We start from the raw sequence: 23,828 nt of genomic DNA, 5'->3' as shown, positions 1-23,828 counted from the left end.
CGTCATCTAAACGATGACAAGAAGGAGGTCGTCGATAGGACGACACCGTGTGTGAACCGGCCGGGCACGGGTACCAGGAAGTCAGGTGATCGACCCCGTCGCAGAGGAGTAGGCCGTGCCCCAGCCCGCCCAGCAGCAGACCCCGCCCGGGACGACCGCCGCGATGACCCCGCGGCCCGACCACGGCGAACACAGCTACCGCGGGTCCGGCAAGCTGACCGGCAAGGCGGCGCTCATCACCGGAGCGGACAGCGGGATCGGCCGCGCGGTGGCGATCGCGTACGCGCGGGAGGGCGCCGACGTGCTCATCTCCTACCTCGACGAGCACGAGGACGCCGAGGAGACGCGGCGCTGGGTGGAGGAGGCCGGGCGCAAGGCCGTCGTCGTGCCCGGTGACGTCGCCGATCCGGCGCACTGCCGGGCCCTGGTGGCCCGCACAGTGGAGGAGTTCGGCCGGATCGACGTCCTGGTGAACAACGCCGCCTTCCAGATGAGCCACGAAACGCTGGAGGAGATCCCGGACGAGGAGTGGGACCGCACGATGGCCATCAACCTCAGCGCGTTCTTCCACCTCGCCAAGGCGGCCGTGCCGCACATGAAGCCGGGCGCGTCGATCATCGGCAGCTCGTCGGTGAACTCCGACAGCCCGACCCCGCAGCTGCTGCCCTACGACGTGACGAAGGCGGGCATCGCCAACATGACCGCGGCGCTGGCGCAGATGCTGGGCCCCAAGGGCATCCGTGCCAACAGCGTCGCACCGGGACCCATCTGGACGCCGCTGATCCCCGCCACCATGCCCGAAGAGCAGGTGAAGTCCTTCGGCGAACAGGTGCCGCTGGGCCGCGCCGGGCAGCCGGCCGAACTCGCCCCGGTGTACGTCCTGCTCGCCTCCGACGACGGCAGCTACGTTTCCGGGGCGCGCGTCGCGGTGACGGGCGGGGCGCCGATCCTCTGATCGCTTGCCGACCCCGCTCGCGAAGACGCCGAGGACGAAGACGGAGCCGCCCGTGCGGGGCCGCCGATCCGCGGCGGCCCCGCACCGGGTTCCCGGTCAGGTCAGCTTGTTCTTCACTTTCTTGGCCTTGCCCTTCGCGGTGCCTTTGGCGTCCTGCAAAGGTGCGTAGGTGCCATAGAGCGCCGGGTCGGGCTTCGGGGCGGTGCCGGGGCCGCCGAGGGGTTCGGGGTCCATCAGGTATTCGATGCCGGCGTCGGTGGTCCAGCTGCTGCCCTTGGCGCCGTCGGGGCCGTCGGAGAGGCGCCAGATGGTGTGGTTGTGGGTCTGGTCCTCTTCGTCGAGCAGGGCGTTGGGGGCGATGACGTCTTCGAGGCCGTCGGCCTTGAGTTCTTCGATCGCGGCGAGCCACTGCTTCTGGTGGACGGTGTCGCGGGCGAGGTTGAACTTGAGCATCGCCTTGACGCCGGGGTCGTCGGTCATGTTGTACAGCCGCGCGGTCTGGAGGCGGCCCTGGGCTTCGGCGGCGGCGTTGGCGCGGAAGTCGGCGAGGAGGTTGCCGGAGGCGACGATGTACTTGCCGTTCCACGGCGTGCCGTTGGAGTCGGCGGGCAGCGCCCCGCCACCGGCGACGATGGCCTGCTGGGGGTCCATCCCGCCGAGCACCGCGGCCATGACCGGGTCCTTGACGGCTTCGGCGGTCATCGTGGCCGGGGCGCCTTCGAGCAGGCGGGCGACCATGGTGGCGAGCATTTCGACGTGGCCGATTTCTTCGGTCGCGGTGTCCATGATCAGGTCTTTGTACTTGCCTTCGATGCGGCAGTTCCAGCCCTGGAAGAGGTACTGCATGGTGACGGTCATTTCGCCGTAGGCGCCGCCGATGAGCTCTTGGAGCTTGTGGGCGTAGACGGGGTCGGGCTTCTCGGGCTTGGCTTCGAACTGGAGCAGCTTCGTGTGACGGAACACGGTGTTTCCCTCCGACGTCCGGGGTGGCGTCCGCCGTCGAGCGGCGAGCGTCGCAGAGACTTTCCCGGTTGGCGGAGGGTTAACCACGAGACGGTGAACCGCGGTCGATCGGACGGGTGGGGCCGAGCCTGGCCTTGACGAGCGGGAAGAGGGTCGCTACTTTACCTGAAACTCTTTCACGTTTGGAGTCATCATGCGCGTGCTCGTGGCTGTGCTCACCGCCGTGGCGATGTTCTCCGGTGTCGTGTCCGCCGCCGTGGCCGAGGACCTCCGGCCAAAGCAGCTGACCGTGCGCGGGACGACGTTCGTGGACGGGTACGGCCGGGAAGTCGTCCTGCGCGGCTTCAACGTGTCGGGTGAGGTGAAGCTGGCCGAGAACGGATTCCTCCCCTTCGCCGGCGCCGCGGACGCGCGCCGGTCCGCCCGGTCGATGCGGGCCCTCACCGGCGCGAACGCCGTGCGGATCCCGGTGTCGTGGGCGGGGGCGCAGCCGGTGCGCGGGCAGGTGGACACCCGGTACCTGGCCGCGCTGACCGAGCAGGTCAAGGCGTTCCTGGACGAGGGCTTCGCGGTACTGCCCGACTACCACCAGGACCTGTACTCGCGGTACCTCTTCAATCCCGGCAGCTGGTACAGCGGCGACGGCGCCCCGAAGTGGGTGGTGGCCGCCGGCGGCTACCCGGCCGAAAGCTGCGGTATCTGTGTCCACTGGGGACAGAACATCACCCAGAACTCCGTGGTGCAGAACGCCACGAGGGACTTCTGGCACAACGCGCACGGCGTCCAGGACGAGTTCGTCGGCCAGGCCGTCCGGACGATGTCCTACCTGCGGGAGAACCTGACCCCCGCCCAGTTCGCCGGCATCGCCGGCATGGACCCGTACAACGAGCCGTTCGCCGGGCGGTACGACCAGGGGCAGGACAGCAAGGCGTGGGAACAGAACGTTCTCTGGCCGTTCTTCAAGCGGTTCCGCGAAGCGATGGACGCCGCCGGCTGGCAGGACAAGCCCGCGTTCGTCGAGCCGAACATGTTCTGGAACGCCAACATCTCCTTCCAGCTCCACCCCGGCGGGTTCCAGGACACCGGGGTCATGGGGCCGCGGTTCGTGTTCAACACCCACTTCTACGACCAGCTCGCCCAGTCCGGCGTGTTCATGCCGGGCAAGGCGGGCGACGGGCAGTACAGCGCGAGCTTCGGCGCGATGCGCGACCGGGCCGCGGCGCTGGGCACGGCGGCGATCGTCACCGAGTTCGGGCACCCGATGACCGGGTACACCTCGGACAAGACCCCGACGGTCGACAAGGCGATGTACCAGGCGCTGGACTCGAGGGTCCCCGGCGCGTCCTGGTGGCGCCGTCCGGCGGAGTCGGGCCCGGTGCTGTCCGGGACGCAGTGGCAGTGGGACGTCTACAGCGGCCGTCACCACGAGCTGATGAACGACAACCCGAGCAAGGTGCTGACCGACGGGGACGCGTGGAACGGCGAAGACTTCTCCGCCGTGCGCACCGCGGACGACGGCACTTCCCAGCTGCGTCAGGACGCGCGGCTGCTCGACCGGATCTATCCGGCCGCGGTCGCCGGCCACACGCTCGCGTTCACCTACGAAGACCGCTCACGCGACGGGAGCCAGACCCTCACCTGGAACCAGGTGCCCGCCACGATGCCGGCCACCGCCGCGCTGGCCGGCGCCGGACGCTACGGAGTGCTGGTATGGCAGGGAACCGACGCGGGCGCGCCGACCGAACTGCACGTGCCGGCCGGAATGACGCCGACGGTGGTGACCGACCTCGGCCCGGCCGCGGTTTCCCGTTCCGGTGACCGCCTGCTGCTGGCCGCCACCCCAGGTCCGCACTACGCGCTGATCGCCGAACCGGCGGTGGCGCCGACGGCTGCTCAGCTGGCCGCCGCTCGGAGCGAACTCGCGGCCTGGGCCACGACGGCGACGAGCGGCCGCTGACGCAAGTCCGCTGACGCAAGTCCGTGAATGTCGCATTGGGGGACTCTAAGTCTCTCAATGCGACATTCACGGCTTTCGGCCCTGGGTGCTGTCGCCGACGACGAACCAGGGGACGATCAGCTCCAGCTCGGCGACCGGTTCGCCGTCCAGCTGCTGCACCGCCCGCTCGACGGCCAGGGTGCCCAGCTCCCGCGCCGGGACCACCACCGCGGTGAGCCGGGCGGAATGGTTCCTGGCCACGGTTTCCGAGCACACCCCGACAATCGAGAGGTCGTCGGGAACTCGCAGGCCCCGCCGCTCCACTGTGGCCAGTATAAGGGGGAGGAGCGCCTCGTCGTGGACGACCAGTCCGGTCGGTCCGCCGGGGACGAGCAGTTCGTCCAAGCAGCGGGCGACACTGTCGGCCGACGGGGTGCACGGGTGGAAGGCCGCCCGGACCTGGCGGTGGGACGCGATGGCCAGTGAACTCCGGAGAAATCCGGTCAGGTCGTGCAACGGCCGGACGCCGGGCGCGGCAGGCAGTCCCAGGTGGACGATCGAGCGGTGGCCGAGATCGGCCAGGTGGGCGGCGCAGTCCTCGCCGGCCGGGGCGAAGTCCAGTTCCACGCAGGGCAGCCCGCGGTGCTTGCCGGGCGCGCCGATCAGGACCGCCGGCCGGCCGGAAGCGAGCAGGATGGGCACGCGCGGGTCGTCGTCCCCCACGGCCAGCACGATCACCGCGTCGGCCAGTGCGGTCGACGTCACGGGGGAGCCTTCGTCGTGGGTGACCAGCAGCAGGTGGAAGCGGTGGCGGCCGGCGGCTTCGGAGGCCGCGGTGAAGAACTCCGTCTCCGTGCTCACGGGCCGCCCGCCGAACGGGGGCATGGCCATCGCGAGCACGCCGATCCGGGTCGGCCGGGTGGCGAGCGCGTCGCCGTTGCGCCGGTAGCCGAGCGCGCGGATGCTTTCTTCGACCCGGCGCCGTGTCGCCACCGAGATCGACCGCTTGCCCGTGATCACGTAGGACACCGTGCTCGGTGAGACACCGGCCGCGTTCGCCACGTCGGTGATCGTCACCTGGCCGCGACCGGCCGAGGGCGTCACTTCGGGAAAGTTCTTGTGCATTTTCCATTCGACAATGTCGTTCGGCTGATTCGGGCCGATGAAGGGGGATTTCGACGACGACCGGTACGGCTTCATCTACTCCGGTTCATCGGCTCGCGGGCCACCTGAGCCCGGCGATGATCGCGTAGGGCCGTGAAGGCCACTTCGAGAGCCGTCGTGTTCCTCGAAGTGGCCTTCACGGGTTTGTCCTTCGTGGGGTCAGCCGGTGCAGGCGGACTGCCCGACGGTGAATCCGCTGGGTGCGCCCGCGGAGTTGCCGGTGGCTTGGAAGCCGATGGACGTCGACGCGCCGGGGGCGAGGGCGGGGGCCCAAGCGGGTGCCTTGGCGGTGACCTGCTGTCCGGACTGGGTGACGGTGGCGTTCCAGCCGCTGGTGATCTGGGTGCCGGCGGGTGCGGTCCAGTTCAGCGTCCAGTTGTCGAGCGGGCTGCTGCCCGTGTTCTTCAGGTTGACGCTCGCGGTGAAGCCGCCCTGCCACGCGTTGTCGACGTGGTAGATGGCCGAGCAGCTCCCCGAGGGCCCGGGTCCCGGGCCGGGGCCACCGCTGCCCGGGACGACATCGGCGGAGAAGGAGTTGACGGCCAGGCCGACGCCGCCGCTCCAGGGTTCGAACCCGGCCTGGATGCTGGTCAGGTACCAGGAGTTGTCGACCCGGGTGCGGGCGTCGACGTCGCGCACGAAGTCCATGACGTTGAACGACATGCTCGCCGTCGAGGACTGGGCCACGTAGGAGACCACGTCGTTGCCGCCGTTGTTGCCCTGCCACACCTCCCAGCCGCGCCCGGCGATGTTCGTGGTGCCGACCCGGCTGCCGACGGGCTGCACGTTGCCGGTGCGGTTGAGCCAGATCATCAGTTCCATCTGGTTGACGCCGGTGGTCTTGGCGGTGGGGTCCATCCAGATGTCGTAGGAGGCGTCGAAGACCGAGCCGCCGACGTAGGTGTAGGAGATCGAGGACGGCGCGCTGCCGATCTGGCCGAGCTGCCGGGGCAGGTTCGTGCCGGGGGAGCAGTTGCCGTAGTGGCAGCCGACGTAGATCGCCGGGTACGACAACGGCGCTCCGCCGCTGGTGGAGCCCTGCTGGGTCTGGATCCGGAACCCGTTGCCGGTGACGTTGATGCACTGCTGCGCGTTGCTGCCCCAGCGATTGTTCATGACGACGTACTTGCCGCCGATCGTGGTCGTCCCGTACTGGTCGCAGATCAGGGTGTCCGCGTGCGCGGCCGGTGCGCCGGCGACGGGCGCCGCGAGGGCGGCCGTGGCCAGCACCATCGCGGAAAGGGCGTGCCTGAGCTTCATCGTGCCGCCTCCACTTCGTTGGGGTGCCTGAACTGGGAGCGCTCTCAGATCAGCCGTCTCGATGAAACCACAAGGAAACCTCCCGGCAAAGGGTCCTGTCGAGATCAAGTTTCGAATGGCGCCGCGACCGGAGGTGCTTGCGGGTGGAAGGTGGTGAAGGGTCGAATTCGACGCTGTAATTTTCAGGGAATCCAGTCGCCCTCGGCGCAGAATGCAGCAGATATCATATCTTACTCACCCATTCGTCAGCCCCCTTCCGGGGGACTGCTGGAAGATGGGATCCCCCGTTTGGCGGCATCGTGGCCGAGTTCGGTCGCGTATCGCGGAGCGGCTACGACTGAACGGGTGACCTCGCCTGCGTCAATACGCCTTCCGGTGGGTCGTGGCAGTAGGCGCGGTAGGTGCTGCCCGCAACGCGCCGGAAATTGACGCTTTACAGGGCCGAGTCACTCGTGATTGTCTTCGTCTCTGGAAGCGCTCCCAGATCGCTGGCCCCTCGGACCTGCCACCGGGTTCTGGGACCGGACGGAGATCGCCACGGCCTTCGCCGCCTACGTGGACCTGTTCGGCTGAGAGCCGATCTCGTCCTCACGAAACGAAGGAGCACACACTCGATGAAGAGTCCACAATGGTTCGCACAACGGAAGACGCCACTCGCGGTGGCGTCGGCCGTGACGGCCGCGACCGTCACCGCCGGATTGCTCGTGATCGGCGGCACCCCGGCCGGTGCGGCCGGCGGCTGCAAGGTCGCCTACACGGTCAACCAGTGGGACACCGGGTTCACCGCGAACCTCGTGGTGACGAACCTCGGCGACGCGATCTCGAACGGCTGGAAGCTCGAGTGGGACTTCGGTGGCAACCAGCAGGTGCAGCAAGGCTGGAGCGCCACCTACAGCCAGTCCGGTAAGCACGTCACCGTGACGAACCCGAGCTGGGCGGTGAGCCTCGGCACGGGCGCTTCGGCGAACTTGGGATTCAACGGTTCGTACTCCGGTACGAACGACATTCCGGCCTCGTTCTCGCTCAACGGCGTCCACTGCGACGGCACGACCACGCCGACGACCGCGACGACGCCGATCACCCTGCCGACGACGCCCACCAGCTCGACGACCCCGACCACCTCCACCACGCCCACCACCCCGACCACGCCGGACAATCCGCCGGGCCACGTGGAGAACCCGTATGCGGGGGCGAAGGGGTATGTGAACCCGGATTGGTCGGCTTTGGTGTCGGCGGCGGCCGCGACCAAGGGTGGTGCGCTGGGCGCGCAGATGGCGAAGGTGGCGAACACCTCGACGGCGGTGTGGCTGGATCGGATCGCGGCGATCGCCGGGACGGCGGACTCGCGTGGTCTGCGTGGGCATTTGGACGCGGCGTTGGCGCAGGCGAGTGGTGGTGCGCCGGTGACGATCCAGATCGTCGTCTACGACTTGCCCAACCGCGACTGCGCGGCGTTGGCGTCGAATGGTGAGTTGAAGGCCACCGAGAACGGTCTGGCTCGGTACAAGGCGGAGTACATCGATCCGATCGCGGCGATCATGGCGGATCCGAAGTACGCGCCGTTGCGGATCGTCACGGTTGTCGAGCCGGACTCGATGCCGAACCTGGTGACCAACACTTCGACGCCCAAGTGTGCGGAGGCGCAGTCGACCGGGGTGTACGTGCAGGGTATCCAGTACGCGCTGAACAAGTTGCACGCGATCTCGAATGTCTACAACTATCTGGACATCGCGCATTCGGGGTGGCTGGGGTGGGACAGCAACTTCGGTCCGTTCGTCAACCAGGTCAAGCAGTTGTTGCAGGGCACGACGGCCGGGGTGAACAGTATCGACGGGTTCATCAGTTCCACGGCCAACTACACGCCGGTGACTGAGCCGTACCTGCCGGATTCGGGTCTCAACGTGGGTGGCCAGCCGTTGCGGTCGGCGAAGTTCTACCAGTGGAACCCGTATTTCGATGAGTCGAAGTTCGGCACGGCGATGTACAACGCGTTCGTGTCGGCGGGTCTGCCGAGTGGTATCGGCATGCTGATCGACACTTCGCGCAACGGCTGGGGCGGGGCGGCTCGGCCGAGCGGGGCTTCGGGGTCCACGGTGGACGCCTACGTCAACTCGGGGCGGATCGACCGGCGGTTGCACCGGGGTAACTGGTGTAACCAGAGCGGGGCCGGGTTGGGGTTGCGGCCGACGGTGAGTCCGGCGCCGCATTTCGACGCCTATGTGTGGATCAAGCCGCCGGGTGAGTCGGACGGGGCGAGCCAGCAGATCCCGAACGACGAGGGTAAGGGCGCGGACCCGATGTGTGACCCGACCTTCCATGGCAGTGAGCAGGCCAACGGCGGCAACCTGACCGGTGCGCTGCCGAACGCGCCGCTGTCGGGTAAGTGGTTCCAGGCCCAGTTCGAGCAGCTGGTCCAGAACGCCTACCCGCCGGTGCAGTAGTACGTCCCGGGCCGGGCGGTGCCGCGCAGCCGCCGCCCGGCCCGGGCTCCACACCATCGTGCGACTGGGAGCGCTCCCAATTTTCGGCTAAGCTCGGGCGCATCCGGATGGCGACGGACGAAAAGGCGGCGCGGGTGGGGCCTCGAACAGGGGATGACGAACGGCCGACATTGGAAGACGTCGCGGTGTTCGCGGGTGTGTCGCGGTCGACGGCGTCGCGGGCGTTGAACGACGACGCGTACGTGAGCGCGGCGGCGCGGGAGAAAGTGCTGGCGGCGGCTCGTGACCTGGGCTATTCCCCGAACCAGGCGGCCCGGTCGCTGGTCACCCGGCGGACCGGGGCGATCGCGGTGGTGTTGTCCGAACCGGAGGCGCGGTTGCTGGACGACCCGTATCGCACGGCGGTCATGCGCGCCGGGTACCGCGAACTGGCGGATGTCGGCTGTCAGATGGTGTTGATCTTCAGTGACAGTCGTGAGGACCTGAGCCGGACGGTGCGGTTCCTGGAGGGCGGGCACGTCGACGGGGCGCTGGTGTTCGCGCCGCACCGGGCGGATCCGTTGCCGAAGGCGCTGCGGTTGCTGCGGATCCCGGTCGTGTTCGGCGGGCAGGCGGCGGGGATCCGGCGCGGTGTGCACGTGGTCGATTTCGACAACGAGGGCGGTGCCCGGCTGGCGGTGGAGCACCTGGTCGCGGCGGGGCGGCGGCGGATCGCGACGGTGGCGGGGCCGCAGGACCAGAGTGCGCCGATCGATCGGCTGGCCGGGTGGCGCAAGACGCTGCTCGACGCCGGGCTGGATCCCGCCGACCTGGTCGAGGAGTCGGACTTCACGCTGTCGGGCGGGGCGAACGCGATGTCGGCGTTGCTGGCCCGCCACCCGGATCTGGACGCGGTGTTCGTCGCCAGCGACATGATGGCGGTCGGCGCGCTGCGCACCCTCGAAACCGCGGGGCACCGCATCCCGGACGATGTCGCGGTCGTCAGCTTCGACGACAACGTCGCGCTCGCCCCGGTGATGGACCCGCCTCTGACGTCGGTGCACCAGGACCCGCGCGAGCAGGTCCACGCGATGGTCCAGACCCTGATACCCCTGCTCGACAACCGGCCGCTCGACCCCCGCCGGCGGATACTCCCGGTCACGCTCACGGTCCGCGCTTCGAGCTGAGCCGCGCCGACGGAGTGTCTACAGTGGTCTGCCGCTCCCCGGACGGATGTTCCGTCGGGGGAATTCTCGCGGGCGCGAAAGTGCCGGGAACTTTCCGGCATTTCCGGACGACCTGAAGGGGGCAAGCCACCGAAGGGAGCGCGATGTCCATCGCCGAACGGGAAGCACCTCCCGCCGCGACCACGCCGGCGCCGGCGGCCGGGTGGGCCGCCATCCGGCCGTTGCTGCTGCGGCTGCACTTCTACGCCGGCGTGTTCGTCGGGCCGTTCCTGGTGGTCGCCGCACTCACGGGCATCGCCTACATCTACACCCCGCAGCTCGAGCAGGTGATCTACGACCACGAGCTGCACGTTCCGGCCGCGCCGGGCGCGCTGTCGCTGGACCGGCAGGCGGAGCTGGCACGCGCGCAGGCGCCGGACGGCGAGATCACGGCGGTGCGGCCCGCGCCGACCGCCACGGACACCACGCAGGTCATCTTCGACCGGCCGGGGCTCGCCCCGGGCTACCACCACACGGTCTTCGTCGACCCCCACACCGGCGAAGTGCGCGGCGCGCTGGAAACCTACGGTTCGGGACAGTCCCTGCCCGTCCGCGGCTGGATCAGCACCCTGCACAGCAGCCTGCACCTGGGGGACTTCGGCCGGCTCTACAGCGAACTCGCGGCCAGCTGGCTGTGGGTGATCGTGCTGGCCGGGCTCGTCCTGTGGATCGGCCGCCGGCGGCGCGAACGGCGTGCCCGCTCGGTGCTGCTGCCGGCCGGGGGCCCGCCGGGCCGCCGGCGTCTCCTTTCGTGGCACGGCGCGGCCGGGCTGTGGGCGGCCGCCGGGCTGCTCTTCCTGTCCGCGACCGGGCTCACCTGGTCGTTGTACGCCGGGGAGAGCGTCAGCGACCTGCGGTCCGCTTTGGACTGGAAGACTCCCTCGATCTCGGCGGCGGCGACGTCGTCGCCGGCCGGTGCGGACGTCGGGTTCCAGGCCGTGCGGGACGCCACGGCGCGGGCCGGCCTGACCGACCCGGTCGAACTGCGGGTGCCCGGCAAACCCGGCAAGGGCTATGTGGTGCAGCAGATCCAGCGCAGCTGGCCGGAGAAGCAGGACTCGATGGCCGTCGACCCGGCCACCGGTCAGATCACCAACACACTTCGCTTCGACGACTATCCCTTGGCGGCGAAGCTGAGCCGCTGGGGGATCGACGCGCACATGGGCCTGCTGTTCGGTGTGGCCAACCAGATCGTGCTGACCGCACTCGCCGCCGGCCTGATCTGCCTGGTGGTCTGGGGCTACCGGATGTGGTGGCAGCGGCGGCCCGCCCGCGGCGAAACCCGGTTCGGACGACGGCCGGTGCGCGGCGCCTGGCGCCGGGTGCCCGGCCGGGTGCTGGCGCCGGTGCTCGTCGGCGCCGCCGTGCTCGGCTATTTCCTGCCGGTGCTGGGCGTTTCCCTGCTGGGTTTCCTGGTGTTGGACGTCGTGCTCGGGTGGCGGAAGCGGGAGGTGGCGGCATGATCGGCGAACTCGGGTTGCGCTGGATCTTCACCCTGGCGTTCGCCGCCGCGGGCGCGTTCTGCCTGTACCGGTGCGTGCGCCACGGTACGGTGGCGCACCGGGTGTGCGACGCCCTGCACGCGCTGATGTGCGCCGCGATGGTCGCCATGGCGTGGCCGGCCGCGATGAACGTGGCGCGGGTGCCGCAGATCCTCTTCTTCGCCGTCGCCGCGCTGTGGTTCGCCGGGATGCTCGTGGCCGGCCGTGGTGGTTCCGGCCGGCTGTCGCTCGGGCACCACGCCCTGATGATGGCGGGCATGGCGTGGATGGTGCTGGTGATGCCGCTGGCGATGTCGGGGACGATGACGTCGGCGCCGGCTTCCGCACCGGCGTCGGGTGATCACGCGGGCATGACCATGGGCGCCGCGACGACGATGATGGGGGACGCGCCCGCGCACGTCACGATCGTCGCGGCCGTGCTCGCGGTGGTGTTCCTGGTGGCAGGCACCGCCTGGATGGCCCGCGCGATCGACGCCGGCCGCGGGGACAGCACGCTCCGGCTGCGGACGGCGGGCCTCGTCGCGAACGCGGTCATGAGCCTCGGCATGGCCCTGATGGCGGCGGTGCTGGTCTGAGCCGCCGGTGGAGTGGGCAAGATCGCGGGAACTTTCGCGCTACGAGAGACTCTCCTCCGAGGGGCTCGCACCACGGAGGGTTGATCATGGAATTCAGGCGTCTCGGCGGGGCTTTGCTGCTGGCCGGACTCGCGGTCTTCGCGACGGCCGGGCCGGCGTCCGCGCACACCGAACTGCAGAGCAGCGACCCCGCCGAGGGCGCGACGCTGGCGGCCGCGCCGACCTCCGTCAAGCTCACCTTCGGCGAAGCGGTCACCATGGCCAAGGACCCGATCCAGGTGACCGGTCCCGGCGGGGCGAAGTGGACGATCGGCACCGTTTCGCTCGCCGGGCCGGTGGTCAGCGCGCCCGTGCAGGCGACCGGGCCCGCGGGCGCGTACACGATCAGCTACCACGTGATCTCCGACGATGGGGACGCGGTCACCGGCGCGGTGCACTTCACGCTCTCGGCGGCTCCGGCCTCCACGAGCGGCGCGGCTCCGACGAGCAGCACCACGAGCGCTCCGGTCACCAGCAGCGCGAGTCCGTCGGTGGCACCGTCGGCGTCGTCCGGCAGCGGCGGTGGGTTCCCGGCCTGGGCGTGGATCCTGATCCTCGTGGTGGTGCTCGCCATCGTGGCGGGGCTCGTGGTGCGGTCGCGGCGCCGGACCTGACCCGGGCGGGCTCAGGCGGCCCGGCGGCCGGTCGGGAGGTGCGGGAACCGGCGCCGCGGGCCGCGTTCGCCGCGCCGCGCCGGAGCCGGGCCGGACAGTTCGACGTCGTCGTGGGTGGTGAGTTCGTCGCCGGTGCCGGGGCTCGGCGCCGGGGTCCGGCGGTGCTGCTGCCGGACGGCGTACAGGAGCCCCACCCCGGCCAAGAGCAGGCCGTGCGACAACACCCGCGCCAGCGTGACCTCGCCGTCGGAGAGGTCGATGCCGGACATCACGGCCAGGATCAGGACGAACCCGGTCAGGGCGGGCAGCAGCCCGGCGGCGGTCGCGGGCCGCATAGCCGCCCAGAGCAGGCCCAGGCCGATCGCGAGGTTCCAGGCGGCGCTTTCGTTGCCGAGGTGCACGGCCACCGCCATCATGCCGCTGTGCCCGGCGTGCCCGACGTCCGTGCCCAGCAGCTCGGCCAGCCCGAGCCCGCACTGGACGAGCGCGACCAGCGCGAGGGCGATCCGCCGGCCCCAGCGTTGCGCCGGCGGAGCCGGGACCTCCGTGAGGATCTGCTCGGTCAGGTCCGGGACGGCGGGCGCCTCGCGGACCAGCATCAGGCGCCGGAGCCGGACCGCGTCCTCCTGCCAGGCCCGGCAGCCCGGGCAGCCCGCCAGGTGCCGGTCCACCACCGGTTCCGGCAGCGGACCCGCTTCGCCGTCGATCCTGGCCGAGAGCGCTTCACGGATGTCGGAGCAGTTCACGCCTACATAGTCGCGCGGCGGTCGCGTCGAGTTCCCGCCGGTGTGGGTTACGGTGTGGTCTCGTGAACTCCAGCCGGGATCGTGACGACGAACGGATCACCGCGCTCGCCTTCGCCGCGGCGCGTGGTGACCACCGGGCGTTCGAGGACTGGGTGCGTGCGACCCAGGCGGACGTCTGGCGGTTCGTGGCGCACCTGGCGGACACGGTGATCGCGGACGACCTCACCCAGGAGACCTACGCCCGCGCGGTGAGCTCGCTTTCCCGGTTCGCCGGCCGCTCCTCCTCGCGCACCTGGCTGCTTTCGATCGCGCGGCGAGCCGTCGTCGACCACTTCCGGGCGCGCGCGGCCCGGCCGCGGAGTTCCTTGCAGGACTGGGAAAGCGCTGTCGAGAGCGAGTCCGCGCGCGGCCGGGCGGGCGCCGCCGGGTTCGAGGACGTCGTCGAAACCAACCTCCTGCTCGACGACCTCGACGACGACCGCCGCGAGGCGCTCGTGCTCACCCAGCTGCTCGGCTACACCTACGCCGAGGCCGCCGAAGTCTGCGGCTGCCCGGTCGGCACGGTGCGCTCGCGGGTCGCCCGGGCCCGCGAAGACCTGCTGGCCGCGCGCGATCAGCGCGGCAACGCGATCTGACCCTGGCCCCGCCCCGGCTCAGCCGACCGCCGGATACCCGGGCCGGGTACCGGCCATCGCGGCGAGCAGGTCCTCCCGCGCCCGGGCGACGCGGGAGCGGATCGTGCCCACCGGGCACCCGCACACCCGCGCGGCGTCCGCATAGGACAGTCCGAGGGTCTGGGTGAGCACGAAGGCGACACGGCGGTCGGCGTCGAGCGCCCGCACCAGCTGGTCGAGCACGACCTGCTCGTCGATCCGCTCCGCACCGGTCGGCTCGGCGCGCTCCGCGGCGGCCTCCCAGTCGGTCACCGACGCCCGTCGCGGGCGGACCCGGAGCGCGCGGATGTGGTCGGCGACCGTGCGCCGGGCGATCGACAGCAGCCACGTCCGGGCCGACGAGTCGCCCTTGAACCGGTGCAGGCTCCCCAGCGCCCGCAGGTAGGTCTCCTGGCTCAGGTCGTCCGCGGACTGCGCGTCGCTGAGCGCGGCGACGAACCGCCAGACGTGCGGCTGGGTGGAGCGGAGGAACTGTTCGAGGGCCGGGCGGTCGCCGCGGCCGGCGAGCAGGGCCCACCGCGTGATCTCGGCGTCGTCCGTGCGTTCTGGCCTCACACCGGCTACTACGTCGCCCGTGGTGATCCGGTTGAAAACGATCTTGGAAATGCTCGCGGGAACCAACCGGCGCCCGCGGCCGACCTTGTCACGGCGAGGGCACTACCCCGTCACGACACGGCCACGGCCGGGAAGGTGGACGACGATGACCCAGACGACCTACGCGGTGGCCGGGATGACCTGCGGGCACTGCGCCAGTTCGGTCCGCGAGGAGCTCGGCGAGCTGCCCGGCGTCCGCCAGGTCGACGTCGACCTCGGCACCGGCGACGTCCGGGTCACCAGCGAGCGCGTCCTCGACTTCGGGCAGGTCGAACAGGCGATCCGCGTCGCCGGCTACCAGCTCGTCCGATGACCGCCGGCGGCCGTACCGACCCCGTCACCGCCCCCATCCAGGCCGTCGGCCCCCGCCAGGCCGAAGTGGGGAACGCGGTGGCCGTCGCCGGGATCGAGCTGACGATCGGCGGCATGACCTGCGGGTCGTGTGCCGCGCGGATCGAGCGCAAGCTCAACCGGCTCGATGGCGTCGAGGCGAGCGTCAACTACGCGACGGAGAAGGCCCACGTGCGGGTGCCGCCGTCGATGACGGTCGACGACGTGATCCGCGCGGTCGAAGCGGCCGGCTACACGGCCGCGCCGCCCGAACCGCCGCGGCCTTCGGAGCCGTTGCCCGCGGACACGCTGCGCCGTCGCCTGCGGCTGTCGGCGTCGTGCGGGGTGCCGGTGATCCTCCTGGCGATGGTGCCGGTGCTGCAGTTTCCCGCCTGGCAATGGGTTTCCCTCGTCCTGGCTTCGCCGGTCGTGGCGTGGGGCGCGTGGCCGTTCCACCGCGCCGCCTGGACCAACCTCCGCCACGCCACCGCGACCATGGACACCCTCGTGTCGATGGGGGTCGCCGCGGCCTACCTCTGGTCGCTCTACGCCCTGATCTTCGGCGGCGCCGGCGTCATCGGCATGCGCCACGAATTCGCGTTCACCCTCTACGCCGACCACGACGTCGACGGGATCTACTTCGAGGTCGCCGCCGGCGTCACGCTGTTCATCCTGGCCGGCCGCTACTTCGAGGCCCGGTCGCGCCGGCGGGCCGGTGCGGCGCTGCGGGCGCTGCTCGACCTCGGCGCCAAGTCCGTCGCCGTGCTGCGCGACGGCCGCGAGGAGCGGGTCCCGGTCGACCGGCTGCGGACCGGCGACCTCTTCGTGGTCCGGCCGGGGGAGAAGATCGCGACGGACGGCGTGGTCGTCGACGGCACGTCCGCGGTCGACCTCAGCCTGGTCACCGGGGAAGCCGTGCCGGTCGAGGTCGAGGCCGGCGCCGAAGTGGTCGGCGCGACGGTCAGCATGAGCGGGCGGCTCGTCGTGCGGGCGACCCGCGTCGGCGCCGAGACCCGCTTGGCGCGCATCGCAGCGATGGTCGAACGCGCCCAGAGCGGCAAGGCGGACGTGCAGCGGCTCGCCGACCGCGTCTCGGCCGTGTTCGTGCCGATCGTGATAGCGCTTTCCGTGGCGACACTGGCGTTCTGGCTCGGCTCCGGCGCCGGGCCCGGCATGGCGTTCACCGCCGCGGTCGCCGTGCTGATCATCGCGTGCCCGTGCGCGCTCGGGCTGGCCACGCCGACCGCCCTGCTCGTGGGCACCGGCCGCGGCGCGCAGCTCGGCGTGCTGGTCAAGGGACCGGAGATGCTCGAGTCGACGCGGCGGGTCGACACCGTTGTGCTCGACAAGACCGGCACGGTGACCACCGGAAAGATGACCCTGGCCGGGATCAAGACCGTCGACGGCGTGTCCTCGGACTTGGCGCTGCGGCTGGCCGGCGCTCTGGAAAGCGCTTCCGAGCACCCGATCGCCGTCGCCGTCACCGACGCGGCGCGCCGCCGCTTCGGCGACGTCGGGCAGGTGCGCGAGTTCCGGGCCGTCGCGGGTTACGGGGTGCTCGGCCGGGTGGACGGCCACCGCGTCGTCGTCGGCCGGTCCGAACTCCTGCAGCGGATGTCGGTTCGCGTGCCGTCGAACCTGTTCAAGGTGAAGCAGCAGGCCGAACGGGCCGGGAACACCGCGGTGCTCCTCGGCTGGGACGGCTTCGCCCACGCGGTGCTGGTCGTGGCCGACACGGTGAAGCCGACCTCGGCGCCGGCGGTCTTCCAGCTCCGCCGGCTCGGCTTGACGCCGGTGCTGCTCACGGGCGACAACGAGGCCGTCGCCCAGGCGATCGGCCAGGAGGCCGGCATCACCGAGGTGATCGCCGGGGTTTCGCCGGAACAGAAGGTCGCGGTGATCGCGGACCTGAAGGCCCGAGGCCGGGTGGTCGCGATGATCGGCGACGGCGTCAACGACGCCGCGGCGCTCGCCACCGCGGATCTCGGGCTGGCGATCGGCACCGGCACCGACGCGGCGATCGAGGCGGCGGACCTGACGCTGGTCCGCGGTGACCTGATGGCCGCGGTCGACGCGATCCGCCTGTCCCGCCGGACGCTGGCGACGATCAAGGCGAACCTGTTCTGGGCGCTGGTCTACAACGTGGCGGCGTTGCCGCTGGCGGCGGCGGGCCTGCTGAACCCGATGATCGCGGGCGCGGCGATGGCCGCGTCGAGCTGTCTGGTGGTCTCGAACAGCCTGCGGCTGACCCGGTTCCGGGGCACCGCGTCGCGGTCAACGGAACGGCCGTGAATGGCCCATTGAGGGACTCTATGTCCCTCAATGGGCCATTCACGGCCTTCCGTTGACCGCTTGCGCGGCAGAGGAATCCTTAACTACCCGGCCTTGGTCATTCGCGACCAAGAAACCCCTCGCAGCCACCCTCGCCAAGAGTTTCAGGAAAGCAGCGCCACGCACTCCACGTGGTGGGTCATCGGGAAGGCGTCGAACGCCCGCAGGTCCGTCAGGGCATACCCGTGCGAAGCGAACGTCGCCACATCGCGGGCCAGTGCCGCCGGGTCGCAGGCCACGTACACGATCCGGTCCGGGGCGCCCGCCACGATCGACTCCACCACCGGCCGTCCCGCGCCCTTGCGGGGCGGGTCCAGCACCACGACGTCGACCGGCTTGGCGGCCGACGCCAGCACGTCCTCCACCCGCCCGGCCCGCCACGACACCTGCGGCAGGTCCGCCAGGTTCCGCTCGCCGTCGGTGACCGCGCGCCGGCCGGACTCCACCGCCAGCACGCGCCCCGAGGCGCCGACCTGACCGGCCAGCACCGAGGCGAACAGCCCGACCCCGGCGTAGAGGTCCCACGCCGACCCGCCCGCCGGCGCCTCCGCCCACTCCCCCACGACCGCCGCCAGTGTCGACGCCGCCGCCGGGTGGACCTGCCAGAAACCGTGCGCGTCGAGGCGCCAGTCGCGGCCCGCCGCGTGCTGGACCGCCACCCCGCCGGACAGCTGGCGGGCGCGGACCTTGCCTCGCACCGTCGACAGCTCGCGGACGTGCACACCGCCGTCGCCGTCGCTGGTGACCTCGATTTCGCTGCCCGGCCGCCAGCGCCGCGCGAGGACGTCGTCGAGCTCGCCCGGGACCGCGATCGGGCAGTCCTCCAGCGCCACCACCCGGTGGCTGTGGTGCGCGCGCAGGCCCGCGCGCCCCTCGCGGTCGGCGACCAGCCGGACGCGGCTGCGCCAGTCCAGCGGACCGCCCTCCAGCGCCTCCACGACGACGTCCCGTTCGAGGCCGGCCAGCCGCTGGAGCTGCTCCGCCACCACCGCCGCCTTCAACGAACGCTGATAGTCCGGCGCGGCGTGCTGCCAATCGCAGCCGCCGCAGCCGCCGGGCACCGCGAGAGGGCACGGCGGCGGGACCCGGTGCGGGGACGGCGAAAGCACCTCCACGGCGTCGCCGCGGCAGAACGAGCCGCCGTTGTCCTCGGTGACCTCGACGCGGACCCGCTCGCCCGGCAGCGCGTGCCGGACGAACACGACCCGTCCCTCGGCGCGCGCCACGCAGTGGCCGCCGTGCGCCACCGCGCCGACCTCCACCTCGAGGACCCGGCCCAGCCAGCTCGTCATTCGGCAGGCTCCTTGGGTTTGGGTTTGGGTGCCGTCGCCGGCTTGCCGTTGGGCGAGAAGCCACGCCGGACGTCCCCGGCGGCCGGCCGTTCGGTCCGGACACGCGCGGCGGCCTTGGCCGACGACTCCAGCTGCCACGGCACGCTCGTCACCATGACGCCCGGCTGGAACAGCAGCCGCCCCTTCAGCCGCAGCGCGCTTTGGTTGTGCAGCACCTGCTCCCACCAGTGCCCGACCACGTACTCCGGGATGAACACGGTGACCACGTTGCGCGGGTTGTCGCCGCGCACGCGCTTCACGTAGTCGAGCACCGGCTTCGTGATCTCGCGGTAGGGCGATTCGACGACCTTCAGCGGCACCTTGAAGTTGTGCGCGTCCCACTCCTGCGTCAGCCGCCGGGTGTCCGCGTCGTCCACGTTGACCGTGACGGCTTCGAGGACGTCCGGGCGCATCGCCTTGGCGTAGGCCAGTGCCCGCAGCGTCGGCCGGTGCAGTTTGGACACCAGCACGATCGCGTGGTTGCGCGACGGCAGCACGGTCGGCGTGTCACCGAGGTCCTTGAGCTCTTCGGCGACGCGGTCGTAGTGCTTCCGGATCGCGGTCATCAGCACGAAGATCGCCACCATCGCCGCGATCGCGATCCACGCGCCGAGCAGGAACTTCGTGATCAGCACGATCACCAGCACGACGCCGGTGCAGGTGAGGCCGACCGCGTTGACCGTCTGCGAGCGCCGCATGCGCCGCCGCACCGCCGGGTCGGTTTCCCTGGCCAGCAACCGGTTCCAGTGCCGGATCATGCCGGCCTGGCTCACCGTGAACGACACGAACACACCCACGATGTACAGCTGGATGAGCCGGGTCACCTCGGCGTCGAACGCGATGATCAGCACCAGCGCGAAGGCGGCCAGGAACAGGATCCCGTTGGAGAACGCCAGCCGGTCGCCGCGTGTGTGCAGCTGCCGCGGCAGGTAGCGGTCCTGCGCCAGGATCGAGCCCAGCACCGGGAAGCCGTTGAACGCGGTGTTCGCGGCCAGCAGCAGGATGATGCCGGTGGAGAACGAGATGTAGTAGAACGCCGGCGGGAAGTCGGCGAACACCGCGTGCGCGATCTGCGCGACGATCGTCTTCTGCTCGTAGCCGGCGGGCGCACCGACCAGCTGGCGGTCCGGGTCCTCGGCGAAGGTGACCTTCGTGATGATCGCGAGCGCGATGATGCCGACCAGCATGGTCACCGCGAGCAGGCCCATCATCAGCAGCGTGGTCGCCGCGTTCTTCGACTTGGGCTTCTGGAACGCCGGTACGCCGTTGCTGATCGCCTCGACGCCGGTCAGCGCGGCGGCGCCGGAGGAGAACGCCCGCAGGACCAAGAAGGCGTAGGCGGCACCGGCGAAGGTGCCTTCCGCGTTCAAGGTGAGCCCGGCGCTCTCCGCCCGCATCTCGGTGCCCGTCACGGACTGGACCAGCCCCCACACCACCATGACCAGGATGCCCAGGATGAACCCGTAGGTCGGGATCGCGAAGGCCTTCCCGGACTCGCGGATGCCGCGGAGGTTCAGCGACGTCAGCACGACCACGATGACGACCGAGGCCAGCACCTTGTGCTGGCCGACCCACGGGACCGCGGAGCCGATGTTCGCCACACCGGACGAAGTGGACACTGCGACGGTGAGCACGTAGTCGACGAGCAGGGCGCTGGCCACCATCAGGCCGAACGGGCCCCCGAGGTTGGTGTTGGCGACCTCGTAGTCGCCGCCGCCGCTCGGGTAGGCGTGCACGTTCTGCCGGTACGACGCGACGACGACGAGCATGACGACCGCGACGGCGATGCCGATCCACGGCGCCAGCGCGTACGCCGAAAGGCCCGCCACGCTCAGCGTCAGGAAGATCTCTTCCGGCGCGTACGCCACGCTCGAGAGCGCGTCGGACGCGAAGATCGGCAGCGCGATGCGCTTGGGCAGGAGCGTGTGAGCGAGCCTGTCACTGCGGAACGGACGTCCGAGTACCAGGCGTTTCAGCACGGTCGGAAACTTCGACACCTTCGAAATGTACAGCGGAGCGAAGCTCCTCCTTTGAGGGCGGGTGGTGGGGAGGACGATGGATGTACAGCGGAGCGAAGCTCCTCCATTGAGGGCGGGTGGCGGGAGGACGACGGATGTACAGCGCTCCGTCGAAGGTGGCGGGGAGGACGGTGGAGGTCACGGCCGGAGCGCACGGTAGGTTCGGCGCTGGCATGTCGGGGTAGGTACGGACGGGGGAACCCGCCGAAGAGGAGGCAGGGCGTGCACGTGGTGATCATGGGATGCGGCCGGGTAGGCGCGTCCCTGGCCGCTGCGCTGGAGCGGCTCGGCCACGACGTGGCCGTCATCGACAAGAGCCAGCAGGCGTTCCGGCGGCTCGGCAGCGACTTTCACGGCCAGCAGGTCGTCGGCGTGGGTTTCGACCGCAAGGTGCTGATCGAAGCGGGCATCGAGCGGGCCGGCGCGTTCGCCGCGGTCTCCAGCGGCGACAACTCGAACATCATTTCGGCCAGGGTCGCCCGCGAGAACTTCGGCATCGAGCACGTCGTCGCGCGGATCTACGACCACAAGCGCGCGGCCGTGTACGAGCGGCTGGGCATCCCGACGGTCGCGACCGTGCCCTGGACCACCGACCGGTTCCTGCGCAGCCTGCTGCCGGACGGCGTCGCGTCGGCGTGGCGGGACCCGTCGGGCAACGTCGCGCTGCTGCAGCTGCCGCTGCACGAGGGCTGGGTCGGGCACTCCGTCCGGTCCCTGCAGCAGGCGTCCGGTGCGCGGGTGGCGTTCATCATGCGGATGGGCACCGCCGTGCTGCCGGACACCAAGACGGTGCTGCAGGCCGACGACGTCGTGTGGGTGGCCGCGCGCTCGGGCACCGTCAGTGACGTGACGAGCGTGGGGAACCGCGAACCGGAGGACGAAGCATGAGGGTCGCGATTGCCGGCGCGGGCGCGGTCGGCCGCTCGATCGCCGCCGAGCTGATCGACGGCAGGCACCAGGTGATGCTCATCGAGCGGGAGGCCGACCAGTTCGAGCCGCACACCGTCGAGCAGGCCGACTGGGTGCTCGGCGACGCCTGCGAGGTGTCGATCCTGGAGGAGTCCGGGATCGAGCAGTGCGACGTCGTGATCGCCGCCACCGGCGACGACAAGGCGAACCTCGTGGTGTCGCTGCTGGCGAAGACGGAGTTCGCGGTGCGGCGCGTGGTGGCGCGGGTGAACAACCCGGCCAACGAGTGGCTGTTCACCGACGCCTGGGGCGTCGACGTCGCCGTGTCGACCCCGCGGATGCTCGCGGCGATGGTCGAGGAGGCGGTCAGCGTCGGCGACCTCGTCCGGCTGATGACGTTCCGGCAGAGCAACGCGAACCTCGTCGAGCTCACCCTGCCGGCGGAGACGCCGCTGGCCGGGAAGCCGGTGAGCGAGCTTTCGCTGCCGCGCGACGCGGCGCTGGTGACCATCCTGCGCGGCGACCGCGTGATCGTGCCGCAGCCGGAGGACCCCCTGGAGCCGGGTGACGAGCTGCTGTTCGTCGCGACGGCGGACGTCGAACCGGAGATCCGGACGGCACTGGGCTACTGAGACCACGAAGAAGGCCCCCGACGCGTGTCGGGGGCCTTCTTCGTGGTCTCAGGCTTCGGGGGCCGCGTACTTCTCGCGGAGCCGGGCTTCGACCTCCGCGTCGGTCTCCGGTGCCGCTTCGGTCTCCGCGAGGGCCTTGAGCCGCTTGTCGGAGCGCCGCACCGCCCACACCACGACCAGCAGGCCCAGCGCGTAGAGCGGGTAGCCCATGGCGATCTTCGCGAAGGCCAGCCAGCCGGTGTAGTCCTCCTGGTAGAGCCACCGCTGCACGACGAACCGGGCGGCGAAGATCAGCGCCATGGCCAGCGTGGCGACGTCGTAGCCGTAGCGGGACGGCTTGTCCTTGCGCCACGCGTGGCCGGTGCCGTTGAGCAGGTTCCAGACGACGCCGGCGATCGGCCAGCGCACCACCACCGACAGCACGAAGATGCCGCAGTAGATCAGGCTCGCGTAGATCCCGAAGAGGAAGAATCCCTTCGCCGAGCCGGTGCGGTAGGCGATGAACGCCGCGATCGCGACGCCGAAGAATCCGGAGATGGCCGGCTGCAGCGGCTCCTTGCGGACGATCCGCAGCACGGTGATGGCCACCGCGCTGCCGATCGAGGTCCAGATGGCCGCGGTCAGGCCGAAGAACGAGTTCGCCAGCACGAACACGATCACCGGCAGCGACGAGTAGATCAGGCCCGACACGCCGCCCATCTGCTCGAGCAGGGTCGGCTGCGGCTCGTCCGCGTCGGTCTTCTTCTCGCTCGGGGCGGGATCAGTCACGATGGGTGATCAACTCACTGGGCTCTGGAGCTCGTAATAGGGGTTGTACAGCACCTTGTGGCCGTCACGCTCGGCCATCCGGCCCCGCACCTTGATCGTCCGGCCTGGCTCGATACCGGCGATCCGGCGGCGGCCGAGCCAGATTAGCGTCACGCCCTGTGTCCCGTCGAACAGCTCGGCCTCCAGGGTGGCGGCCTCGTTGGTCGGGCAGAGCTCCACGCTGCGGAGTCTCCCCATCACGGTGACCTCTTCGCCGGAGCGGCAGTCACAGGCCCGCTGCGCGCCTTCGGCGCCGGACCTCATCGACATTTCGTCGGCGTCGAGATCCTCGACGTCGCTGGTCAGCTTGCGTACCAACCGGCTGAAGTAGCCGCCGTCTTTGGCGGACATAGGTGCTCCTGTGCTCCGGGGCCCCCGACATGGTGTTTGCGGCCCGTGCGATTCCAGCGTACTGCGGTCCCCGCCAGGGAAACGCCTTTGCGCAAAGATCGCAACGTGACGTCCGCTATCAGAGTTCCCGCCGCGGTGCTGCTGCCCGGCACCGGTTCGGACGAGGTCTTCGTCCGGGCCGTCTTCGCCGGCCCGCTGCGCGCCCTCGGTGTCCCGCTCATCGCGCCACCACCGCCACCAGGCGCGGCGCTCGCCGACGGCTACCTGGAAATGCTGGACGCGCTGGCGGACGAACACGGCGAATTGCTCGTGGGCGGCATTTCGTTCGGAGCGCACCTGGCCGCGGAGTGGGCGGTCCCGCCGCGACCCCGCGGGCGACCAGGTCGGCCAGCCCCGGTTCGAGGATGTCGACGCGGCCGGCACACAGCCGGGACACCTTCGCGCGGTCGAC

The 23,828-nt window shown here is 70.6% G+C and carries 21 protein-coding genes and 1 pseudogene; 13 read left to right on the top strand and 9 right to left on the bottom strand.

Features of this window, described 5'->3' with window-relative positions; all coding sequences use genetic code 11:
- The first annotated feature begins 163 nt into the window (after positions 1 to 163).
- On the top strand, positions 164 to 955 hold the full coding sequence (locus AB0M82_RS02145) for an SDR family oxidoreductase (protein ID WP_364717515.1): 792 nt from the start codon (positions 164 to 166) through the stop codon (positions 953 to 955).
- A gap of 96 nt (positions 956 to 1,051) precedes the next feature.
- Here AB0M82_RS02145 and AB0M82_RS02140 read toward each other — a convergent pair whose 3' ends face one another.
- Entirely contained in the window at positions 1,052 to 1,918 is an 867-nt protein-coding gene (locus AB0M82_RS02140; RefSeq protein WP_364716757.1) for a manganese catalase family protein, read from the bottom strand.
- Positions 1,919 to 2,111: 193 nt separating this feature from the next.
- On the opposite strand from AB0M82_RS02140, the gene AB0M82_RS02135 reads away from it, so the two are divergent.
- The gene (locus AB0M82_RS02135; protein ID WP_364716755.1) at positions 2,112 to 3,875 is read left to right on the top strand and encodes a cellulase family glycosylhydrolase; all 1,764 of its coding nucleotides are present in this window, start codon (positions 2,112 to 2,114) and stop codon (positions 3,873 to 3,875) included.
- Between the two features lie 66 nt (positions 3,876 to 3,941).
- Here AB0M82_RS02135 and AB0M82_RS02130 read toward each other — a convergent pair whose 3' ends face one another.
- On the bottom strand, positions 3,942 to 4,979 hold the full coding sequence (locus tag AB0M82_RS02130) for a LacI family DNA-binding transcriptional regulator (RefSeq protein ID WP_364716752.1): 1,038 nt from the start codon (positions 4,977 to 4,979) through the stop codon (positions 3,942 to 3,944).
- A gap of 198 nt (positions 4,980 to 5,177) precedes the next feature.
- Positions 5,178 to 6,278 carry a cellulose binding domain-containing protein gene (locus AB0M82_RS02125; RefSeq protein WP_364716749.1) on the bottom strand — a complete coding sequence of 367 codons (1,101 nt, stop codon included), beginning with the start codon at positions 6,276 to 6,278 and terminating at the stop codon, positions 5,178 to 5,180.
- Between the two features lie 614 nt (positions 6,279 to 6,892).
- Here AB0M82_RS02125 and AB0M82_RS02120 point away from each other — a divergent pair.
- From AB0M82_RS02120 to AB0M82_RS02100, 5 genes are all read left to right on the top strand, one after another.
- Positions 6,893 to 8,719: a glycoside hydrolase family 6 protein gene (locus AB0M82_RS02120; protein ID WP_364716748.1), complete on the top strand. Its 1,827-nt coding sequence runs from the start codon at positions 6,893 to 6,895 to the stop codon at positions 8,717 to 8,719.
- Positions 8,720 to 8,826: 107 nt separating this feature from the next.
- A complete protein-coding gene (locus tag AB0M82_RS02115) occupies positions 8,827 to 9,885 on the top strand; it encodes a LacI family DNA-binding transcriptional regulator (protein ID WP_364716745.1) in 1,059 nt (352 codons plus the stop codon).
- Positions 9,886 to 10,028: 143 nt separating this feature from the next.
- Positions 10,029 to 11,387 (top strand): PepSY domain-containing protein, encoded by a 1,359-nt coding sequence (locus tag AB0M82_RS02110; protein WP_364716743.1) that lies wholly within the window; start codon positions 10,029 to 10,031, stop codon positions 11,385 to 11,387.
- Positions 11,384 to 12,001 carry a DUF5134 domain-containing protein gene (locus AB0M82_RS02105; protein ID WP_364716740.1) on the top strand — a complete coding sequence of 206 codons (618 nt, stop codon included), beginning with the start codon at positions 11,384 to 11,386 and terminating at the stop codon, positions 11,999 to 12,001. The genes AB0M82_RS02110 and AB0M82_RS02105 overlap by 4 nt, the downstream gene beginning before the upstream one ends.
- Before the next feature lie 86 nt (positions 12,002 to 12,087).
- Entirely contained in the window at positions 12,088 to 12,654 is a 567-nt protein-coding gene (locus AB0M82_RS02100) for a copper resistance CopC family protein (RefSeq protein WP_364716739.1), read from the top strand.
- An 11-nt stretch (positions 12,655 to 12,665) separates the two neighbouring features.
- On the opposite strand, the gene AB0M82_RS02095 is transcribed toward AB0M82_RS02100, so the two are convergent.
- Positions 12,666 to 13,400 carry a zf-HC2 domain-containing protein gene (locus AB0M82_RS02095; RefSeq protein WP_364716737.1) on the bottom strand — a complete coding sequence of 245 codons (735 nt, stop codon included), beginning with the start codon at positions 13,398 to 13,400 and terminating at the stop codon, positions 12,666 to 12,668.
- Between the two features lie 62 nt (positions 13,401 to 13,462).
- Here AB0M82_RS02095 and AB0M82_RS02090 point away from each other — a divergent pair, with 62 nt between their 5' ends.
- Entirely contained in the window at positions 13,463 to 14,035 is a 573-nt protein-coding gene (locus AB0M82_RS02090; protein WP_364716735.1) for a sigma-70 family RNA polymerase sigma factor, read from the top strand.
- An 18-nt stretch (positions 14,036 to 14,053) separates the two neighbouring features.
- Here the strand turns inward: AB0M82_RS02090 and AB0M82_RS02085 are convergent, their stop codons facing one another.
- Positions 14,054 to 14,629, bottom strand: a complete 576-nt coding sequence (locus AB0M82_RS02085; protein WP_364716733.1) for a sigma-70 family RNA polymerase sigma factor — start codon at positions 14,627 to 14,629, stop codon at positions 14,054 to 14,056.
- 145 nt (positions 14,630 to 14,774) lie between these two features.
- Between AB0M82_RS02085 and AB0M82_RS02080 the strand changes: the two genes are divergently transcribed.
- The gene (locus AB0M82_RS02080; protein WP_364716732.1) at positions 14,775 to 14,981 is read left to right on the top strand and encodes a heavy-metal-associated domain-containing protein; all 207 of its coding nucleotides are present in this window, start codon (positions 14,775 to 14,777) and stop codon (positions 14,979 to 14,981) included.
- Positions 14,978 to 17,290: a heavy metal translocating P-type ATPase gene (locus AB0M82_RS02075; protein ID WP_364716730.1), complete on the top strand. Its 2,313-nt coding sequence runs from the start codon at positions 14,978 to 14,980 to the stop codon at positions 17,288 to 17,290. Before AB0M82_RS02080 ends, AB0M82_RS02075 begins: the two co-directional genes overlap by 4 nt.
- Positions 17,291 to 17,433: 143 nt before the next feature.
- On the opposite strand, the gene AB0M82_RS02070 is transcribed toward AB0M82_RS02075, so the two are convergent.
- Entirely contained in the window at positions 17,434 to 18,621 is a 1,188-nt protein-coding gene (locus AB0M82_RS02070) for a class I SAM-dependent RNA methyltransferase (protein ID WP_364716729.1), read from the bottom strand.
- Entirely contained in the window at positions 18,618 to 20,657 is a 2,040-nt protein-coding gene (locus tag AB0M82_RS02065) for an APC family permease (protein WP_364716726.1), read from the bottom strand. The genes AB0M82_RS02070 and AB0M82_RS02065 overlap by 4 nt, the downstream gene beginning before the upstream one ends.
- A gap of 243 nt (positions 20,658 to 20,900) precedes the next feature.
- Here AB0M82_RS02065 and AB0M82_RS02060 point away from each other — a divergent pair, with 243 nt between their 5' ends.
- Together AB0M82_RS02060 and AB0M82_RS02055 are read left to right on the top strand one after the other, a co-directional pair.
- Positions 20,901 to 21,566, top strand: coding sequence for a TrkA family potassium uptake protein (locus AB0M82_RS02060; protein ID WP_364716724.1), 666 nt, complete (start codon positions 20,901 to 20,903; stop codon positions 21,564 to 21,566).
- A complete protein-coding gene (locus AB0M82_RS02055) occupies positions 21,563 to 22,219 on the top strand; it encodes a TrkA family potassium uptake protein (RefSeq protein WP_364716723.1) in 657 nt (218 codons plus the stop codon). Before AB0M82_RS02060 ends, AB0M82_RS02055 begins: the two co-directional genes overlap by 4 nt.
- Before the next feature lie 48 nt (positions 22,220 to 22,267).
- Here AB0M82_RS02055 and AB0M82_RS02050 read toward each other — a convergent pair whose 3' ends face one another.
- Together AB0M82_RS02050 and AB0M82_RS02045 are read right to left on the bottom strand one after the other, a co-directional pair.
- The gene (locus AB0M82_RS02050; protein ID WP_364716722.1) at positions 22,268 to 22,987 is read right to left on the bottom strand and encodes a DUF3159 domain-containing protein; all 720 of its coding nucleotides are present in this window, start codon (positions 22,985 to 22,987) and stop codon (positions 22,268 to 22,270) included.
- A 9-nt stretch (positions 22,988 to 22,996) separates the two neighbouring features.
- Positions 22,997 to 23,377: an OB-fold nucleic acid binding domain-containing protein gene (locus AB0M82_RS02045; RefSeq protein ID WP_364716721.1), complete on the bottom strand. Its 381-nt coding sequence runs from the start codon at positions 23,375 to 23,377 to the stop codon at positions 22,997 to 22,999.
- A gap of 135 nt (positions 23,378 to 23,512) precedes the next feature.
- Between AB0M82_RS02045 and AB0M82_RS02040 the strand changes: the two are divergent.
- Positions 23,513 to 23,828 (top strand): annotated as a pseudogene (locus AB0M82_RS02040) (hypothetical protein); the annotation flags it as partial.

The sequence above is a fragment of the Amycolatopsis sp. NPDC051128 genome, from assembly GCF_040682715.1.
Classification (GTDB): Bacteria; Actinomycetota; Actinomycetes; order Mycobacteriales; family Pseudonocardiaceae; genus Amycolatopsis.
This window is presented reverse-complemented; position numbering and strand designations above follow the sequence as displayed.

Coding starts and splice junctions, on each gene's coding strand:
- AB0M82_RS02145 (WP_364717515.1), top strand. CDS start 164: ATGACCCCGCGGCCCGACCACGGCGAACACAGCTACCGCGGGTCCGGC.
- AB0M82_RS02135 (WP_364716755.1), top strand. CDS start 2,112: ATGCGCGTGCTCGTGGCTGTGCTCACCGCCGTGGCGATGTTCTCCGGT.
- AB0M82_RS02130 (WP_364716752.1), bottom strand. CDS start 4,979: ATGCACAAGAACTTTCCCGAAGTGACGCCCTCGGCCGGTCGCGGCCAG.
- AB0M82_RS02125 (WP_364716749.1), bottom strand. CDS start 6,278: ATGAAGCTCAGGCACGCCCTTTCCGCGATGGTGCTGGCCACGGCCGCC.
- AB0M82_RS02120 (WP_364716748.1), top strand. CDS start 6,893: ATGAAGAGTCCACAATGGTTCGCACAACGGAAGACGCCACTCGCGGTG.
- AB0M82_RS02115 (WP_364716745.1), top strand. CDS start 8,827: ATGGCGACGGACGAAAAGGCGGCGCGGGTGGGGCCTCGAACAGGGGAT.
- AB0M82_RS02110 (WP_364716743.1), top strand. CDS start 10,029: ATGTCCATCGCCGAACGGGAAGCACCTCCCGCCGCGACCACGCCGGCG.
- AB0M82_RS02105 (WP_364716740.1), top strand. CDS start 11,384: ATGATCGGCGAACTCGGGTTGCGCTGGATCTTCACCCTGGCGTTCGCC.
- AB0M82_RS02100 (WP_364716739.1), top strand. CDS start 12,088: ATGGAATTCAGGCGTCTCGGCGGGGCTTTGCTGCTGGCCGGACTCGCG.
- AB0M82_RS02080 (WP_364716732.1), top strand. CDS start 14,775: ATGACCCAGACGACCTACGCGGTGGCCGGGATGACCTGCGGGCACTGC.
- AB0M82_RS02075 (WP_364716730.1), top strand. CDS start 14,978: ATGACCGCCGGCGGCCGTACCGACCCCGTCACCGCCCCCATCCAGGCC.
- AB0M82_RS02070 (WP_364716729.1), bottom strand. CDS start 18,621: ATGACGAGCTGGCTGGGCCGGGTCCTCGAGGTGGAGGTCGGCGCGGTG.
- AB0M82_RS02055 (WP_364716723.1), top strand. CDS start 21,563: ATGAGGGTCGCGATTGCCGGCGCGGGCGCGGTCGGCCGCTCGATCGCC.
- AB0M82_RS02045 (WP_364716721.1), bottom strand. CDS start 23,377: ATGTCCGCCAAAGACGGCGGCTACTTCAGCCGGTTGGTACGCAAGCTG.